General features: G+C 45.1%; 11 protein-coding genes. All 11 read right to left on the minus strand.

What is annotated here, in order from left to right; genetic code table 11:
- The coding region (locus QZL69_RS12920) for a lactonase family protein (RefSeq protein ID WP_291519710.1) at positions 1-1,107 on the minus strand (1,107 nt) is incomplete at its 3' end.
- A 189-nt stretch (positions 1,108-1,296) separates the two neighbouring features.
- On the minus strand, positions 1,297-2,028 hold the full coding sequence (locus tag QZL69_RS12925) for a pilin N-terminal domain-containing protein (protein WP_022215617.1): 732 nt from the start codon (positions 2,026-2,028) through the stop codon (positions 1,297-1,299).
- On the minus strand, positions 2,025-2,867 hold the full coding sequence (locus tag QZL69_RS12930; protein WP_022215618.1) for a class C sortase: 843 nt from the start codon (positions 2,865-2,867) through the stop codon (positions 2,025-2,027). The genes QZL69_RS12925 and QZL69_RS12930 overlap by 4 nt, the downstream gene beginning before the upstream one ends.
- The gene (locus tag QZL69_RS12935) at positions 2,864-3,718 is read right to left on the minus strand and encodes a class C sortase (protein ID WP_022215619.1); all 855 of its coding nucleotides are present in this window, start codon (positions 3,716-3,718) and stop codon (positions 2,864-2,866) included. Before QZL69_RS12935 ends, QZL69_RS12930 begins: the two co-directional genes overlap by 4 nt.
- On the minus strand, positions 3,719-5,635 hold the full coding sequence (locus tag QZL69_RS12940) for a SpaH/EbpB family LPXTG-anchored major pilin (RefSeq protein ID WP_022215620.1): 1,917 nt from the start codon (positions 5,633-5,635) through the stop codon (positions 3,719-3,721).
- Positions 5,632-9,567, minus strand: coding sequence for a SpaA isopeptide-forming pilin-related protein (locus QZL69_RS12945; protein WP_022215621.1), 3,936 nt, complete (start codon positions 9,565-9,567; stop codon positions 5,632-5,634). Before QZL69_RS12945 ends, QZL69_RS12940 begins: the two co-directional genes overlap by 4 nt.
- A 69-nt stretch (positions 9,568-9,636) precedes the next feature.
- Positions 9,637-13,785, minus strand: coding sequence for a Cna B-type domain-containing protein (locus QZL69_RS12950; protein ID WP_022215622.1), 4,149 nt, complete (start codon positions 13,783-13,785; stop codon positions 9,637-9,639).
- Positions 13,786-14,042: 257 nt separating this feature from the next.
- Positions 14,043-14,621 carry a LytTR family transcriptional regulator DNA-binding domain-containing protein gene (locus QZL69_RS12955; protein ID WP_022215623.1) on the minus strand — a complete coding sequence of 193 codons (579 nt, stop codon included), beginning with the start codon at positions 14,619-14,621 and terminating at the stop codon, positions 14,043-14,045.
- Between the two features lie 64 nt (positions 14,622-14,685).
- Positions 14,686-15,963 carry a glutamate-1-semialdehyde 2,1-aminomutase gene (gene hemL / locus QZL69_RS12960; protein WP_022215624.1) on the minus strand — a complete coding sequence of 426 codons (1,278 nt, stop codon included), beginning with the start codon at positions 15,961-15,963 and terminating at the stop codon, positions 14,686-14,688.
- On the minus strand, positions 15,963-16,946 hold the full coding sequence (gene hemB, locus QZL69_RS12965; protein WP_022215625.1) for a porphobilinogen synthase: 984 nt from the start codon (positions 16,944-16,946) through the stop codon (positions 15,963-15,965). Before hemB ends, hemL begins: the two co-directional genes overlap by 1 nt.
- A gap of 5 nt (positions 16,947-16,951) precedes the next feature.
- Positions 16,952-18,045 (minus strand): uroporphyrinogen-III synthase (locus QZL69_RS12970; RefSeq protein WP_291519719.1); only part of this gene is annotated, 1,094 nt, incomplete at its 5' end.

The raw sequence follows: 18,045 nt of genomic DNA on the forward strand, positions 1-18,045 counted from the left end.
CATTATTTCTTCGTCTTCGTCGGTATGTACATCTCCTGCTACCTCATCCGGTACCGGCCAGATATGGATGCAGTTTGGTGTCTCAATATGATGGGGTTTATCGTTCATAACGATAATATTCTTGTCATAGTCTACAGTAAACGTAGTGATGGAGTTGCTTGCATGGTTCGCAAGTGCGATGTGCTTATTATCTGGGAAGATTACCAGATCCTTCGGATAATCGCCACTGATCGGAAGATTGAACTTCTTCTCAAGAAGTCCGGTCTCATGGTCAATCTCATACATGGAAACCGAATTCTCTCCGGCAGTTGTACAGAACAGATGCCTGCCGTCCGGTGCAAGTGCAAGTCCGGATGCCGCATTGTGGATCGCATCCTCGTCATTCGGCTTTCTGAGTGTGCTGACACTCTGGAGCAGTTCAAACTCAGGAGTACTGCCGCTTCCGTCATAGCTGTAAACCTTGATCTCATTGCTCAGCTCAAACAGGATATATGCAAATCTGCCGTCTGCACTGAAACGGATGATCCTAGGACCGCTCTCTCTCGGGCAGCGGAGGATGTCGACCAGTTCCAGCTTATGCTGTCTCTTGTTGATGCAGTAGATCTTGACCTGATCGATGCCGTTGTCAACTGCACACAGGTATTTGTTGTCCGGTGTAGGACGTACACAGTTTACATGTGGACGGAAGTTACGCTCTGCAACGCTTCCAAGTCCCTTGTGATAAACACCATCCATGATACGTCCGAGACTTCCGTCGCGGCGTGTATGTACAACCGTCACCTTGCCGTCATGGTATCCTGCCACATACAGATATTTGCCGTCCACGTCTGTTGCCAGGAAACATCCTCTCATTCCGTCGATGCTGACTCTGTTAATGCGGGTCAGGTCACCGTTCTCGTCACGTTTGAACACTGCCACACCTTCGTCCTCGATGGAATACAAAAACTTGCCATTCTTGGAAATTGCCGTATGAGATGCATTGCTGACCTGTACTTCGCTCCGTTCTTTCAGAGTACCTTTCTCAACATCTACATCGTAAACCTGAATACCTTTACTGTTGCCGTGGGTATATGTTCCCACATAGGCTACATATTTCTTATTCCCCATGATATTGCCTCCTAAAATCGCGCGTTGTCGTCGTCCACGCAGAGACAGTGCTCTGCATGAACTTAAGTGGTTACTGTTCACTCCAGCAACCTCAAGTGTCCTTATTATATCACAATCCAATTCCAAGAACAAGTTAGCATTCAGGAGGAAATGTATTTTATCTTATACTTAATGTACTTTATTTTCCACTCAATGTTTTTTTCTGTAATACAGAATGCCGACGGTCCCACCTGCTGCCAGGATCAAAAGTGCCCAGAATACCCAGAGTGCCGTGTCATCTCCTGTTTTTACAGTTTTCACACTTGAAGAGCTGCTTTTTACAGAAGGATTATTTCCGGAAGAAGACGATGCTGCTGTGGATGTTACAGATGGCGATGGTGTAACAGATATCACCGGTGTGGGAGTGATCTTTTGGATCTCTTCTCCCTTTGGCTTTGTGTGGATGTCGTAGAGGATCTCCCCATTTTCTTCCATTGGGACACAGACAAGAAACGGCGCGATCACCCCGTAGGTTTTTTTCCCGTTCTTCTGGCGGATGAGGTAAATTCCTTCATTGAGATCTTCAAAAACAAGTTTTCCATCTGCGTCTGTCATCCTTGTTTCTGCCGAAAGTTTCTTCGCCGTCACCCAGGAAGAAAGTTTTTCTGCCGCTTCTTTGTAATCTGTGGATCTTGACAGATTCCAGGGAGTTACCTTACAGCCTTCAAACGCCTCTGTCAGATGCCAGCCATTCTCCTTCTGCTCTGCCACATAAAAACATTCCAGTGCAGTGCCTTCCCGATCTGTCCCGATCTCATTCAGCTGAACCGTGATGCTTCCCTTTCTCTCTGCCGCATCCACAGAAACAGCCGGAAAAACTACAAATATCAGGATCACAGCAAGGAGAAAAACGCCTGCTGTCTTTTTATTTTTTCTTTTCAACCTTTTTCCTCCTTCCTTTTTGATGGCTTAAGGAGCCAGAATCCTGCTGCTCCCAGAAACAGTATGGAAAGTACAAAAACTCTTTTTCCCCAGATCAGAAATCCGGATTCTTTTGCCTGTTCTGCACGTTTCTGTGCTTCCCGGTATGGAATCCTCTTTCCTCTTACAAGAAGCCTGTGTGAGTTGATCCCATAGGGAGTACAGGTCACCAGTGTCACCTGATCCTTTCCCTCTTCGATCCGCAGAAGATCTGTGCGGTCCGGTGTCACGGTAACGATCTGGTCCACCTGATACGCCAGCTTTTCTCCCAGAACATTCAGGAAAAAAAGATCTCCCGTCTTCATCTGATCCAGATCTGTAAAAAACATCCTGGTCGCGATTCCTGTATGTGCCGCGATCACAGCATGTGTCCCCGCTCCCCCGACAGGAAGTGAAGAACCAAACAGATGTCCCGCCCCCTGTTCCAGAACATGCTCCGAAGTTCCATGAAAAACCGGCAGAAAGACCTCGATCGACGGAATTTCCAGATAACACAGGATCTCGTCTCCGGAGACATCCAGAAGTTTCTGATATTCTCTGTATGCAGAAGTTTCTTCTGCGCCACCTCCAAAACTGTCACCCGGAAGTACTCTGCCTGCGCGAAGTTTTGAATTATAGTTTCTGGCTTCGCCCAGAAGTTTTTGCTTCCCGGTGTCCGACAGTTTCTCTGCCTTTTTTTCATATTCATAGATGACTTTGCTCTGGTTTCTCTGATTTACCCACTGACTGACAAACGGATAGTTCAAAAATCCCATCCCCACCAGAAGAAACAGGAAAAAAATCAGTCTCTGTCTTTTCACGTCTTCCTCCTTCTGTACAGAAACAGCCCTGTCAGAAAGACCATCAGAAATGCCATGCCGATCAGGATCGAAAGCACATACTGCCGCATCCACGGACTTGCCGTCTGCTTTTTCCTGGCTGCTTTCTGCGGATTCTTCTGTTCTGTGACACGATGTCCTCTTACCAGGAGCCGATGGCTGTTGATGCCATAGGGTGTACAGGTTACCAGCGTTACCAGATCTTTTTCCGGAATGATCCGAAGAAGTGACGTATCCTCAGGCCTGATGACCCGGATCTGATCCACCTCATAGGCAAGATGCCGGTCCAGAACCTGTATATAAAAAAGATCTCCTTTTTTCAGAAGAACCAGATCTGTAAACAGTTTCTTGTCAGAAAGTCCTGTATGGGCAGAAAGGACACAGTGCGTATCCTTTCCCCCTACAGGCAGAGAAGTGTTCTCAAGATGCCCAACACCCTTTCGCAGCACCTCCTGTGAAGTGCCGTGGTACACGGGCAAAAATACATTGATCTCCGGGATCTCTATATACCCCATGATCCCGTCACTTTCCAGATCCAGAAGATGTTCATACTGCTTTTCTTCTGTTCCATCCACAGCAAGATCCGGGTCAAAAGGATCTGTCAGAACGGCTTCTCTGTTTTTCAGTTTTACATTATATTCTTCTGCTTCTTTCAGCATTTGATGGATCTGTGTTGTATCCATTTTGTCGGTTTCTTTCTGATATTCGTAGATGACTTCCTCCTGCCTGTGCTCATAAAGAGAATTGCTGACAAAAGGATATGCCATCAGAAGTATCCCTGTTCCGATCAGAAATCCTGGAACCAGAAGCGGGCGTTTTTTCCTAGTCTTCATTTATTTTGCACGGTTTTTGCGGATGGTCATAGAATAGTAGCCACATCCTGCTGCCACGGCAAACGCACCTGCCAGAACGAAGAACCAGATACCGCTGCCGCCGGTAGATGGAAGTTCGAAGCCTTTGATATTATTGATCGTTACTTTGAAGATACCGTCTGTGTTGCCATCCTGGCTGATTGTTCCAATATACTGATTGTTATTCTCTTCTTTTCCATCCAATACATAGGTATTGTTTCCTGTTTTTGCTGTAATCTTAATCTTAACCGGTGCCTTGAGGAGATTATAGCCTGAAACGGTACTAAGCTCTTCAAGGAAATATGTTCCTTCTTCAAGACCTTTGATATTCAGTGCACCGCCTGCTGCCGGATGTATTTTTGTATTGTTTTCTGCACTGGTTTCTGTTTTGGAAGTTACATGGTAAACACCATCACTTACTTTTTTCATCTCATAATAGGTTCTGCCTGTTGTTTCTGCCTTTCCATCTTTTGTGGAATAAAGAACGAACGTGATCGCGTTTTTATTGGAATCTGTTACCGCTGCTGCACTTCCTGCCAGTTGTTTATCTGCTTTGATTCCAAATGTATACTCTGTAACTTTATCCCAATCCGTTTCCATGTCTGCACTGCTGCCGATCTTATACTGGAGTTTTACTTCATTCGGGTTTCCTGCCGGTCCGCTGATCTGAGTATCTGGTCCGATCTTTACATTTTCATTTACTACTGCCGTGTAATAGAAATAGATTTCCTTTGTTGTTTCTTCTGCATCAGCTGCTGCCCAGTTACTGATCCTTTTAAGGCCTTCTTCTGTCAGGGTAACAGCAATTGTCTTGCCACCTATATATTCCGGTTCTGTTCCGGTATAATTTTCGACTTTTGTAGTATAATACTGTACCTCATCGGTGTTCTCCAGTGAATAATTATTATTTGTTGTACGTACAATTACATTTTTTAACTGAATTCCATCTTCCTCTGTTTCCGGTGTCAGACCTTTGCTCAGGTTATCCACAAGAATATATTTTTTGAACTGTTCCTTATTTCCATTGGCTACGGTTGGAATATTCGGAACTGTTCCTTTCAGACGGAAATGAACAGTGTCTCCAATGGAAGTAATGTCTGTATCGTCTACACTTTCACTTCCATCTGTCTTATCTTCGTTTGCTGTCACAATCTTCTTTTCTGTTTCCGGTTCGTCGGTGCTGTTTTTGACCTCTGCTGTTACATTTTTTTCCCAGTAAGCTTCTCCCTCATTTGTAGTGACATACGTAGGCAGTGCAATGAGGAAAGGACTCTGAATATTCGTCAGGGATACCTTTTCTCCATTAATACTCGCATTTGCAGAGCTCCACTCTACTACAGCATACAGACCATAGTCCGCATTTTCGATCTTAGCTGTGCCACTGGCATTTCCATCACAGCCTGTTGTTACAGAAGTAAAAGCAGTTCCTCCTATATATTCTTTCAATGAAGTCTCTGTCTGTAAATTAATACTCTGCAAATATTGTGTATTAATTTCGTTAATATCTTTGTAATAGTACATATCGCCATTTTCAGTTATGTGATAATCCGCTGCTGCAGTGATTTTAAACGCAGCTGCAAACACAGCTTCCACACCATACGCCATGGAAATTTTATTTCCATCTACGATCTGATAGAGATCACCGACTTTTGCATATCTGAACTCTACTCCATCAATAGGGTCCTTACTTTCACTTCCATTTTTGTATTTTTTAAGTGTCAGAGATGGAGCTTCCGATTCTTCATCCTCCTCTCCAAGCAATGTTTTATAATATTTATCTGTCACTAGTGTCGCCTTTGGTGTATCTGTCGCTGCTGCCTGCACAGAAAGCGGTGCTCCTCCTATCAACGTAGCGATGGCCGCCGTACCAGCCAAAAATTTCAGAATTCCTTTTTTCATTCTGCATACTCTCCCTTCTTTTTGCTGTTTCTATTTCTGCTTCCACTGCTGATCCAGAACGCACCTCCGATACCTGTAGCAATAAGTCCCAGAATACCTGGCCAGAAGAAACCGTTTCCGCTGGTCATCGGCATTGTGAATGTATTATTTGAAATCTTATATTTCAGTTTTACATAGACAAACCTGCCCTGAGTTTCTGCTACTGGTTTGATTTCGTTTCCAGATTTCGTTTTCAGAAGCATTGGAAGTTCTATATCCGTAATCGAATTTTCAAGTCCCTGGGTTCCTGCAAGTGGCCTGATCTCGGTCAGGCGATATTTGTAACCCAGTTTCAGACCCCGGAATGTAATTCGGCCATTTTTATCTGTTTTTGCAATACCGTTGTTTCGCACCAGATTTCTGTTACTGCACACAGTTGCATCCAGATTCCGGTATTCCGCTTCACTGTCTTCGTCTGTTTTTCCATCATCTTTTCTGTACTGCAGCAAAAATTCTACATTTTGAAGTGCTTTGCCGGTACCGTCTGTTTTGATGATTTCAATGCTGCCTTCCAGAATATTTCTGAATGCAAATGATGGATGTGTTTCTTTTGTATCTGCAAATTGTGCTCCGCCACTTTTTCCACTGACGGAGTTAGAAAGGTTTGTATTTTCTGCTTCAATTTCGGTACGGAATCCCGGTACATATCCTGAATCCTTTCCATCTTCTTTTTTCTTTCCTGAAGAATCTGTTTCTTCTATATAATATGTGATCTTGTTTTTTCCATCGTTATTCCTGTAGATTGGCAGTCCATAGATGGTTATGGTCTGGTTGTTTTTGAGGTAAAATTCCCTGCCAACAGTAATATCTTTCTGCTCTTTTGTTACTACTGCTGTTCCATTTTCTTTCTCCGTTTCCATAGCAATCACTGCGTGATAAGTTCCCTGAACTTTTCCATTATTCGTAAGTGTAAACCCGAAGATACGGTCATTTAGGTTAAACTTCTTTGTTTCACCAAGATCTACAGTTTTGGATGCCTGAATCTCTGTAGGCGTATTAACAAAGCAAAACGCCGTCTTTTCCGTTTCACCGTTTCTTTCTTTGCCTTCTGCTGTATTTTTCTCTTCCTCCTGATAGTATCCGCCATGATTTTCTCTGACGTGATAGACAGTGACATCCTTTCCATCCTTTTTTATCGTGGCAGATCCCGGAATATATTCCGGGAGCCCCTTCCAGATGGCTTTCCAGGAATCGTATTCTCCATATGCCGGAAGCAGTCCATCCTTCGAAGTATCCTGTGTTACTCCACTATCTTTTTCTCCATTCAGCACCACAATTGCCCTCTTGCTGAAAGACTGATAACTTCCATCTGCTTTCTGATACTGAATTTCCAACGTGATTTCCGGACAATTCCATTCATCTCGGAATTTTTCTGGAATTTGGGACAAATCCCATTTTTTCTCTGCATAGCGCACGGTCGGATCAAAAGAATTTGTAACTGTAGTTATATAACGATATCTCCAGTCACCATCTGTCTCATTATTCTTTTTCTTTCCATCCTGATAATCCACATCATAAATCCCACCTGAAAAAGATCCAGAATACGCATGATTTACAGAAGTTTCTCCCTCTGGCTCAGTAATCATTGTTCCATCTGTATTAAGTTCTCTTGCACGGTATTCATATCGAACCACCTGATATGTTCCGTCAATACTCTCAATACCATAGACAGGAAGCCCTCCAAGTTCTGTTGATTTCTCATTGATGTCCTCTGCCTCTACATTGTCTTCGCCGCTCAAAGTGATTCTGACTTCTGTTTTGTTTCCTGTTTTATCCGTGGAAGACAGATTCTGCCAGGGAGATTTCCAGGTTGATCCAGCTTCCAGTTTAACTGCCCGCCTCTGTACTGCAAAGCTCACCGTCCAGTTTCCATTTTTGTCTAATACCCTGGTACCATACACGTTACTGGTATCATTCCATACCTTACTCACTTTCAGTCTCGTAACCGGAAATGCATTTGCCCAGACAGATAAACTGTCTGATTCGTGATTTCCATAGGAATAATCCGTACCGGAAGTTCCTCTAAAAAATCCCATCACAAAAAATGGATCAAATTTTCCTGTTCCGCGGCTGATGATCTCATTCAAGATGCCATCTGGTGTTTCTGAAAGTGATGCCTTACTTAAATCCACTTTAAATAAGATTTCCGCATCCTTCGACTGCCTGAAAGAAATGTTTTCTTCACATAGCCTGTATTCCAGTTCATAATAACAGCCTTCTTTATTGTAAGCTCCACCTTTTGCATATTTCGGAAGATATTGCAGCTTATGCATCCAGCATGTATTATCTTTCATATACCCCTGCAAAATAACATTCACGCCATTTTCAGATACTGTAACAGATGCATCCTCCTGTACCAGATCTTTCAGAATTTCCTGAAGCGGTCGTGTCTGTGCAAAGCCTTTTTCTTTCCTGCTTCCTTTAAATAATTCTTTCAGTCCCATCCAGGAAGAAGGTTCTTCCAGCGCAACATTTTCTCCCTGCGCGTTATAGCAGGCTTTTACTCTTCCCTGCAATACAAACTGCAATGACAGGTAATATCCCAGATAATCTGCTCCCGTAGATTCCCGGATATCTGATTTGTCTGTGATATTTTCAGGTCTTTCAGAAAATACCTGGTCTGCATTCTCTGCATCTTTATGCTTCACATCCAGTGTACGCCATCTCTTTTCAATCCGTGCAGTCACTACCCGGACATGATTGGTAACGGTTGTCTCTGCTACCTCTGCTTCATAAGTTTTATCTTCTTTCAGCAAATGTTTTTTTCCATAAAAATAACACCAGTAATCTCTCGTATTGTCGCGATAACCCGGAAGTCCATCTTCTTTGTCCCTTGCATATATTTCACGAATGCCATATTTCCATGGCATTCCATTTGGTGCATACTTTTCCAGTTCTCCATCTGTTCCTGTAATCTGAAACAGATATCTGTCGTTTTTTCCTTTCACTTTTTCCCAGACAATCTGATATGGTTTATGTCCCTGTTCATCAACAACTTTTAATGGATATAGTGCACTTCCGATGGCATTTCTCATTCCCGGCTGTGCCTCTGCATAACGAATCACTTCAAATGAAATAAGTCCCTGACTGTTTAATTCATCCACAGACGGACGGAAAGCAAAAAGGTTATTGTTGTCATCCCATTTTTTGGTTCCTTCGATCACAATTCTGTCATCGCTGAGAACATTCTTAAACGTCGCATCTGGAATTTTTTCTTCATCATCCGAAGCATACAGATTCTCTACCCTATATTCCTGTGGATTTTCTTCTCCCTGTAGCTGATCTCCGGTCTGTCCCCGGATCAGTCTGCCAGCTTTGTCACGGTTTCCCGGCTTTGCAAAGGCAAGACTGTAACTGTCATAAGTTTCTGATATTTTTTTCTCTTCAATTCTGTACTGAAATTTCTCGCCACTTGGTGCATAAATTTCCAGATTCTCAAACGTTCCTTCTGCGGATGCCAATCCTATATCTTTTCCAACAGGAGAAAACTCATTATAATCAAGCGTTAACATCTTTTTGAAGGATATATCCCGCTTCAGTACATCTTTTCCATTCTCGTCTTTTCCCATATAATAACGGGTCAGAACATAGGTTACAGAAGGATATTTTTCTTCTTCTGTCTTTTCTGCCTCCAGAATTTTCTTAACGGTGAGATTTCCTTTCTCACTTTCATAAAAATTCTCTACCATAAAGTTATGGATCTCCGGCTGTAAAAACACCTTTCCTTCCCGGTCTTTCGGTATCCCCTCCATGGTTTCTTTGACTGTATAGGAATATCGTCTTCCATCCTTATCATAAAGAGGAAGTTTCTGATCTGTTCCATCTGCACTTTCGGCAGTCAGTTTCTGTCTGCCATCTGCATCTGTATCGATCCGGTTACGGTTTTCACCCATATATTCCAGAAGAAAACGGTATGCTGCATTGACATACTGTTTCGACCAGTCTTTGATCGTAACGGATGCTCATTCGCTGCCTTCTCCCTTTTCTTCTTCCAGTTTCTGGTAAATGGTAAAGGTTGCTTTTGGAAGTACCGCTTTGTCAAAACCTCTCGGGACATTTCCCCAGATCTTTTTGCCTTCGATTCGAATATCTTCCTTCAAGCAATTGACAAAAGTTCCGTTCTCACCAAGAATCCAGCTTCCATCAGACAGCTGCGCCAGACGGGTGTCCTCCGTCACTTCTTCCAAAAATCCCTCCTCATTTCCGATCAGATTTTTTTCCGGATCAAGATATTCCACCGTTGTGTAATCAAAAAGCTCGGCGTTGACATGCATTTTTTCCTGCGCATAATACAAAATTTCATATCCATACTCATCATACTTCGGCAGATTGTCAAAATCGACAGTCCAGTCATAATGGCTGTCTCCTTCTTCTGTCGGCCGCCAGAGATGATCTTTGTAAAACAGCTCCAGTTTCACGCTTCCATCTGCTTCATGCACCTGACGGTAAAGATTCAGATAAATGTCAGGGCGGTCGCCTTTTTCGAAACGATAATGATCCTTCCACTGCTTGTGGAAGACGATCTTCTTCGTTCCGCTGAGTTTGTTTCTCAGATAAAAATGCTGCTGGTCTTTTGTGTGGGAATCTCCTACCTGATACTTACTGGAAGTAAGGGAAGTGTATTCTGTTGTGATCCCGGTCTGTTTTAATTCATTCAGGGAAAGTTCCTGATAACTGCCGTCAGGAGTCTTTTTTGCATAGACTTCTTTCACGGAATAGTGAACGACAGATCCGTTCTCATCGTATTTTGGAAGATCATAGAAATAAAATTTCTGATTTTTTACCGCCGTGTCAATGCTGATCTCCTGATACATGGAAACTGTTTTTCCATCTGCATCAACAGGAGCGTGCTCACCTGTTCCGGTGTTGATCGTCCCTTTCTGATAATCTATCACACCTGCCTGGTCACAGATCAGCTTCGCATAAAGACCAAGCCCCTGCGTCTTAAGAGCTTCTCGCAGTTCGGTCCTTCTGGTTCCGTCACCATCGATCCATTCTTTTGTCACATCCAGAAGGATTCTTCCAAGTCTCTGGTTTGTGATGGTATAATAGGAAATCCCCTCGATGTTTTTCGTCTGGAACATGACACGATACCAGTGTTCATCCGAATGATAATAAATCGCCGGATTTTGCGCGGAAGAACTGTCCTGATAGCGTTTCCAGATCTGTTCCATTTCTTCACCGCTATAGTCTCTGGCAGTGTTGGATGACAGATCACAGGGGACTTTTGCTTCTCCGTTGTTGCCGGTATGTGAAACAGACGTTTCCAACACCAGGATATTTTTCAGATCAAGATCCGTTGGGATCTCCACCTGTTTCTGCCAGAAATCCAGTGCCTTAAGCGTCACTGTCTGGATTTCCTGAAACTCATTTTCTCCGATTCGCTGATAGATCGTAAATGTCACGTCACCACGATGCTCCGCGTCGCTGTCGTCGATCCATTCCTTCCGGACATTGATAAACTGAAAATTCCCAGCACCTGGACGGTTGATGATCTCCCTGTAATAAGTTAAAGTTTCTTCATCAAACTGAACCTCGCCGTAGATGACACGATAAGCATCTGTGTCCTTTTCCACTACAAGGTAATCGTGCCAGCGTCCGTCCTTATCATAGAGAGGAAGATCAAGAAATTCCCCCTGCCAGCTTTCTGTCTCTGCCGCACGGATCACATTCCCTTCTTCATCCTGGATCTGTGTTTCCACACTGTCCTTCTCTCCATCCAGAGTCAGTGTGCCAAGTTCTTTTACCTGATTGGTGGAATCCTGCCGAAGCAGTGCCAGTGTGATCTTCGCATCTTCCGGTGCTTCTGTCTCATTGCCTTCGGCCTCCTGCCATTTTTTGACAACTTTGTAATTTACCTTTCGCTCTATCTGGTTGACGATCTCGGAATGATAACTTCCGTCTTCCTTAAGCACACTTTCCACAGAAGAAGTATAAGAAACTTTTTTGTTTTTCTGCGTCAGGACAAACGAAGCATTCCCGGAATCTGCATCTTTCTTAAGCAGATTCGTGGTATCATTTCCCTGATATACTCCAATCTCTATCCATCGGTATTCCAGTTCATGTCCAAGTTTGTCATATTTCGGCATGCTTCTGCTCCCGGACATGGAGGTCATTTCCTCGTCGAATCCAGACAGGCTCTGTGTCACATCTGCACCGTTTTCCTGTACTGTGTACCACTGGTCATCATCTGTTCCATAACTTTCAACATGTTTGGCCTGCAGCGCAAATTCTACCCGCACATCCGTAAGCTCACCCTGCCAGGCAAGAGCACGCCAGGTTTTAGTGTAATCAGCCGTTACCGTTCCGGTGAGAACGTTGCTGACCGTGCCGTCGTTGTAGATGCTTTTGTCTGTGCTTTCACGGGTAACTCCATCTGGAAGAGTATCCTTTATCGCAAAGTCTCCATTCTTTTTGTAAGTAATCTTCCCGAGAACCTGCTCATACTTTCCATTATTCTCCATGCGTTCTCGTGTGAAATACACATAGGGGTATCCTTCGGGATCATATTTCGGCAGGGCTTCCTGCTCTGTCAGGCATACACTTCCTGCTCCGGGATTCGCCAAATATTCGAACGTGATCTTCTGGCTGTCTTCAGTGCTGTTTGCAGGGATCACATATTTCAGCGTATCCCCTTCTTTGTTTTTCACCTGAGATGCCTTCCGGTAACTCGCATCCCCCCGCTTGCTGTAACGCCACAGGGTAAAAGATACTTCCGGCCGCTCTGTGCAGTCCTCCGCATCCTTCCATTCTTTCTCTGCCTGATAGGAAGCCGTGCCGCGCCGCGTCAGGATGATCGTTCCACCATTATAAACCGCTGTAGTATCTGTGCCATGATTGGAGAGATCTGTGTTGTTGTAATCAATGCTAAAATAATCTCCCTCCCCCGGATCATAGCTGTTCAGGCGATAATCCTGCGAATCACCTTCCCGGATATCATAGAGGATCTCCGTGCCGTCAATACGATACTGCGGCAGTCCGGAAACTGTGATGTCCATGGAAACAACTTTGCTTCCGTCTTTCTGTTCTTTTACCTGTGCATTTCGAGTCTGTTCCAGCGAACTGGAAATGGTGTTCACATCCTGATTCTTTTTCTGATACTGAAGATACAGTTCCTTTTGTACTGCATCTGTCAGATCACTGCCACAGCTCATATCGCCACAGCGGATCTCCACATGTGTAGTAACATCCATCTTTTTGATGTAATACCATCCAAACCCGATATTTTTATTAGAGGTGTATTCCTCCCTCACTTTCTCGTCCGGAACATTCAGAAACTTATAATTCTGTGCCAGCTTATCATCCTGTGGATAGTCTCTGTCTGTCTCCGGATCCGGCGGGAGAAGTGTGATCGTCTGAATCGTCGCATTAAATAGTTGGCCATCGCTTCCTGTAACGGAAAGACTTCCTTTCAGTGAATCTTGTGCAAAATGCATCACATAATGTCCGGTTCCCTCAAGATCTTCCATCGTGATCCCGCTCTGACCATTCACCAGAAGTTCACTCACCTTCATGATCTGTGTTTTCTGTGTCTTGTCAGAATCCTGATATGTCACCTCCACCTTGCCGTACTGATAAAACCACGCTGCATACTCGTCTGCACTCAGACGTCCCGCCTGTGCGCCTTCGTTGTTGTCCTGCCAGTAGATATCCTGGCTGATCTCGGATGAATAGACTGGGATATTGTCAGCTCCTGCCGAAAAAACATCCTGCGTTTCTTCCGAGAGAAACAGTTCTTCTGACGCATCGGAAACTTCTTCCTGCACATCTTCTGTACTGTCCTGCAGATCATCTTCAATCGCAGCATCCGCAGTACCTTCAGATCCATCGCCCTGCATTTCCTGTGGATTTTCTTCTGTGCTGTTATCTAAAAAATCTTCCTCCGAAATCTCCGTCCCTTCTGAATCACCCGGACTGTTGTCAGCTGATACCTCCTCTTCTGTCTCTGAAGAATCCATTTCTTCTATGCCTGCAGATGATATCTCTCCCTGCTCTTCCACCCCATCGGAAAACGAAACAAGTTCCGCCCCATAAACTGCGACCTGGTTGGTGCAGAAGATCAGGCAGATTATCATGGCAAGTATCTTTGTGATTCTTTTTTTACCGTTCAACGCCACCTCTCCTTCCTTTGCTGTTTGATTTTCAAAGAACTGCCGAAAAACTCATCAGGCATTTTCCAAAAAAATATTCAGGTACTCTGAAGAAGCGGTCACGCATCTCTTTTTCTTCTGTAGTGTTATCATAGCAGATTTTATACACTTCTTGTTCTTTGATTCTGCGCACTGCGCCTTGTTTCTGCGCAGACCACGATATGCATATAAAAAAACTCCGCAGACCGTTTTTATCAAACAGTCTGTGGAGTTTTTATTCATGCTTTCGTTCTTTGTGTGAGATAACGCAGATACCTGCTCTGTACCGTGACCAGGCGGCTCTGTGCTACCGGGATCTTCTTGCCGTCTGCCATCAGGATATGATCTGTCCCCAGTTCGGAAATGTACCGGAGCTGGACAAAAAAAGACTTGTGCGGCTGCATAAAAGCCTGTACCTTTGCAATTTCCCCGACTGCGCTCTCGAAACTTCCCGCCCGCCGGACACTGATGATCTTCTGCCGGTTGTACAGCGTGTAAATGATGCGCCGCAGGGAATTCTCTGCATACATGATATCTTCCACAAAAATATGTCGGATCGAATCTGTCCCATGGATCAGTAATGGATGCTTCTTCTGCTCTGTCTGCGCCTCAAAAGCACTCTTAAGGGCAGGCATATCCATAATGCAAAAGTTATACTTATCCGGCTGTGTTTCCATGATGTTCTGAAGTTCTTCTACACTTTCCACCTGGCAGAGCTCTGCATCTGCTGTGATATTTCGTTTTATCCATTTCTGTATGGTCCTGCTGGTTTCGTTCTTATCGTTCGTCTGACTGCTGCATACTGCGATCCGAAACATAAGTGCCCTCCCAAAAATAAATAAAATGAGTTCCTGCGGACAGATCCTAATCCTTATTCAGTTTTTATTTTGTAAAAAAGCCTCTGACTTTGTCCAGAGTTTCCTCAATCACGGCATCACTGTGTGCTGTGGAAAGGAACATTGCCTCGAACTGTGACGGTGCGAGGTGGATTCCATTTTTCAGCATGTGCAGGAAATACTCTGCGAATTTCTTTGTGTCGGAAGCTTTTGCAGAAGTGTAATCCCTTACTTCCTCTGTCGCAAAGAAGATGCTTCCCAGAGAAGAAACATGGTTTACCTGGTACGGGCTTCCTGTTTCCTTGAGGATCTCTTCCATGCTTCCATAGAGTTTCTGACCTTTTGCTTCCAGATCCTTATAAACTTCCTGATGTTCATAAAGATATTTGAGCTGTGTCAGTCCTGCTGCCATGGCGATCGGGTTTCCACTTAAGGTACCTGCCTGGTAAACCGGACCGGCCGGGGAAACCATCTGCATGATCTCTTTTCTTCCGCCGTAAGCACCGACCGGCATTCCTGCACCGATGATCTTGCCATAAGTAACCATATCCGGTTTTACGCCAAAATATTCTGCTGCCCCGCCAAATGCAAGACGGAATCCTGTGATGACCTCATCAAAGATAAGAAGTGTTCCATACTGGTCGCACAGAGTACGAAGTCCCTCAAGGAATCCTTTCTTCGGCGGGACAACGCCCATGTTTGCTCCAACCGCCTCTACGATCACGGCCGCAACCTGATCCGGAGCTTCCTCGAGAAGTGCTCTGACGCTGTCCAGATCATTGTAAACTGCTGTCATGGTGTCCTGGGTGCATCCCTTCGGAACACCGGCACTGTCCGGAACTCCGCTGGTCATCACGCCGGAACCTGCACTTACAAGAAGTGCATCACTGTGTCCGTGATAGCATCCTGCAAATTTGATGATCTTGTCTTTTCCTGTAAAACCTCTTGCGGCACGGATTGCACTCATAACGGCCTCTGTACCGGAATTGACCATACGAACCATCTCCACATGCGGGATATGCTCGCAGATAAATTCTGCCATCTCGACCTCGATCTCTGTCGCACAGCCGAAGCTTAACCCGTTTTCGCAGGCTTTGAGCACGCTCTCACGGACTGCCGGGAAGTTGTGGCCGAGGATCATCGGTCCCCAGGAATCTATGTAGTCGATGTATTTGTTTCCATCCACGTCATAAATATAGCAGCCATCTGCACGCTCGATAAAACGCGGAGCCATTCCGATCGCACCATAAGCCCTTACCGGGCTGTTGACGCCGCCCGGGATTCTTTTGACTGCACGCTCAAATAAGTCTTCTGATCTTCCCATTATCCAATTCTCCCTTCATCGATAAAACGGGCAAGTTCTTTTGCATAGTAGGTCAGATAAATAGAAACACCTGCACGGTAAGCACTTGCTGCCATCTCGCACACAATCTTGTCCTCATCGATCCAGCCCATCTTGGCTGCTGCTTTGACCATTGCATATTCACCGCTGACGCTGTAAGCTGCGATCGGAACATTGGTTGCCTTATAAACTTCTGATACCATGTCAAGGTAAGACATTGCAGGTTTGATCATGATGATGTCTGCGCCTTCCTCGATATCTGTCAGGGCTTCTTTCATTCCTTCACGGCGGTTGTGGTAATCCATCTGATAGCTCTTGCGGTCACCAAATGCCGGAGCGGAACCAGCTGCATCACGGAATGGTCCGTAGAAAGCAGATGCATATTTTACTGCATAGGACATGATCGGTGCTTCCTTGTGTCCTGCTTTGTCCAGACATTCACGGATCGCACGCACACGTCCGTCCATCATATCAGAAGGTGCTACCATATCCGCACCTGCCTCAACATGAGAAAGAGCTGTCTTTGCAAGCAGTTCCAGAGTTGCATCGTTTTCTACTTCATGACCGCATAGAACACCGCAGTGTCCGTGGGAAGTGTACTCACACATGCATACGTCTGTAATATAGTAGAGATCCGGGAACTGTTTTTTTGCCTCACGGAGTGCTCTCTGTACGATTCCGTTTTCGTCGTAAGCGCCGCTTCCGACTTCATCCTTATGATCCGGAATACCGAACAGCATGATGTTGCTGACTCCGGCTTTCGTCAGACGTTCCAGTTCATACGGGAGACGGTCCACACTGTAGCGGAACTGTCCTTCCATAGACGGGATCTCCTCCTCGATCCCCTGTCCTTCTCTTACAAACAGAGGGTAGATGATAGAAGATTTGTCAATTCTTGTTTCTCTTACCATTTTGCGCAGAGTCTCACTGCCACGCAGTCTTCTTGGTCTTTGAATCAGATCCATTATTGTCACTCCTTATTTGTTTTTATCTGTTCAACAAGTGTCGTCAAATCGTCGATCGTAGCTTTGGATGCCATATATGTTTTCATTCCATAGCTGTCTGCTGCTGCTTTTGTCTGTTTGCCGATACATGCTGCTGTCACATTTGAATAATCAGAAAGTCCTGTGCTTTCTACAAAACCTTTGACGGTAGATGCGCTGGTAAATACCACGCAGTCGATACCGCCCCTCGTGATCTCTGCTGCTACATCGATCAGAGGATTTTTGTCATAGATGGTATCATAGGTCGGTACATCGTCCACCCTGGCACCGTGTTCTTCAAGGATCCTGACCAGATTTGCATTTCCCTTTGAGGCACGCGGGATCAGGATCTTTTCGCCGCCATGCAGGGTCTGTGCCAGTGCTTCTCCCAGGGAGTCTCCATCGTAAATTTCCGGGATCAGATCCGCCAGAATGCCTCTCTGCTCCAGAACTTTGGCTGTTCCCTGTCCGATCGCTGCCACCTTCAATGAAGAAAGACAACGGATGTCTTTTTTCATGGAGAACATTTCTTCAAAGAAAATCTCTGCCCCTGTCGGACTAGTAAATCCCAGCCACTGATACTCGCTGATCTCATCAAGTGCCTGATAAAGTGCGCTCTGGTCTTCCAGTGCCACGGTACGGATGGACGGAAGTTCCAGGACTTCTGCACCTTTTCTTCGAAGTTCATCTGCTGTGCGGGAGCTTCTGCCCTTCGGACGTGTCACAAGGACTTTCCAGTCTGCGAGCGGAAGTCTCTCATACCAGCCAAATTCCTCAGAAAGACGGCAGACTTTACCAACTACGATGATCGCCGGAGTCTCGATACCCTGACGCTCTACTTCTTCTTTGAGTGTTGCAACTGTGGCAACGACTCTTTTCTGGTCGGAAGTTGTTCCCTTCTGCAGTACGGCCGCCGGCATCTCCGGGTCCATTCCTGCATTCAGAAGTCCCTGACAGATATCATTCAGAGCAGCGATCCCCATCAGGAATACGAGTGTTCCCTTTGTGTTGACCAGTGCCTGAAAATCGATGTCATATTCCTTACCTGCTCTTCTATGTCCTGTGATGATATGGACGGAAG

It is taken from the genome of Blautia sp. CAG:237 (assembly GCF_000436615.1).
GTDB lineage: Bacteria > Bacillota > Clostridia > Lachnospirales > Lachnospiraceae > Blautia_A > Blautia_A intestinihominis.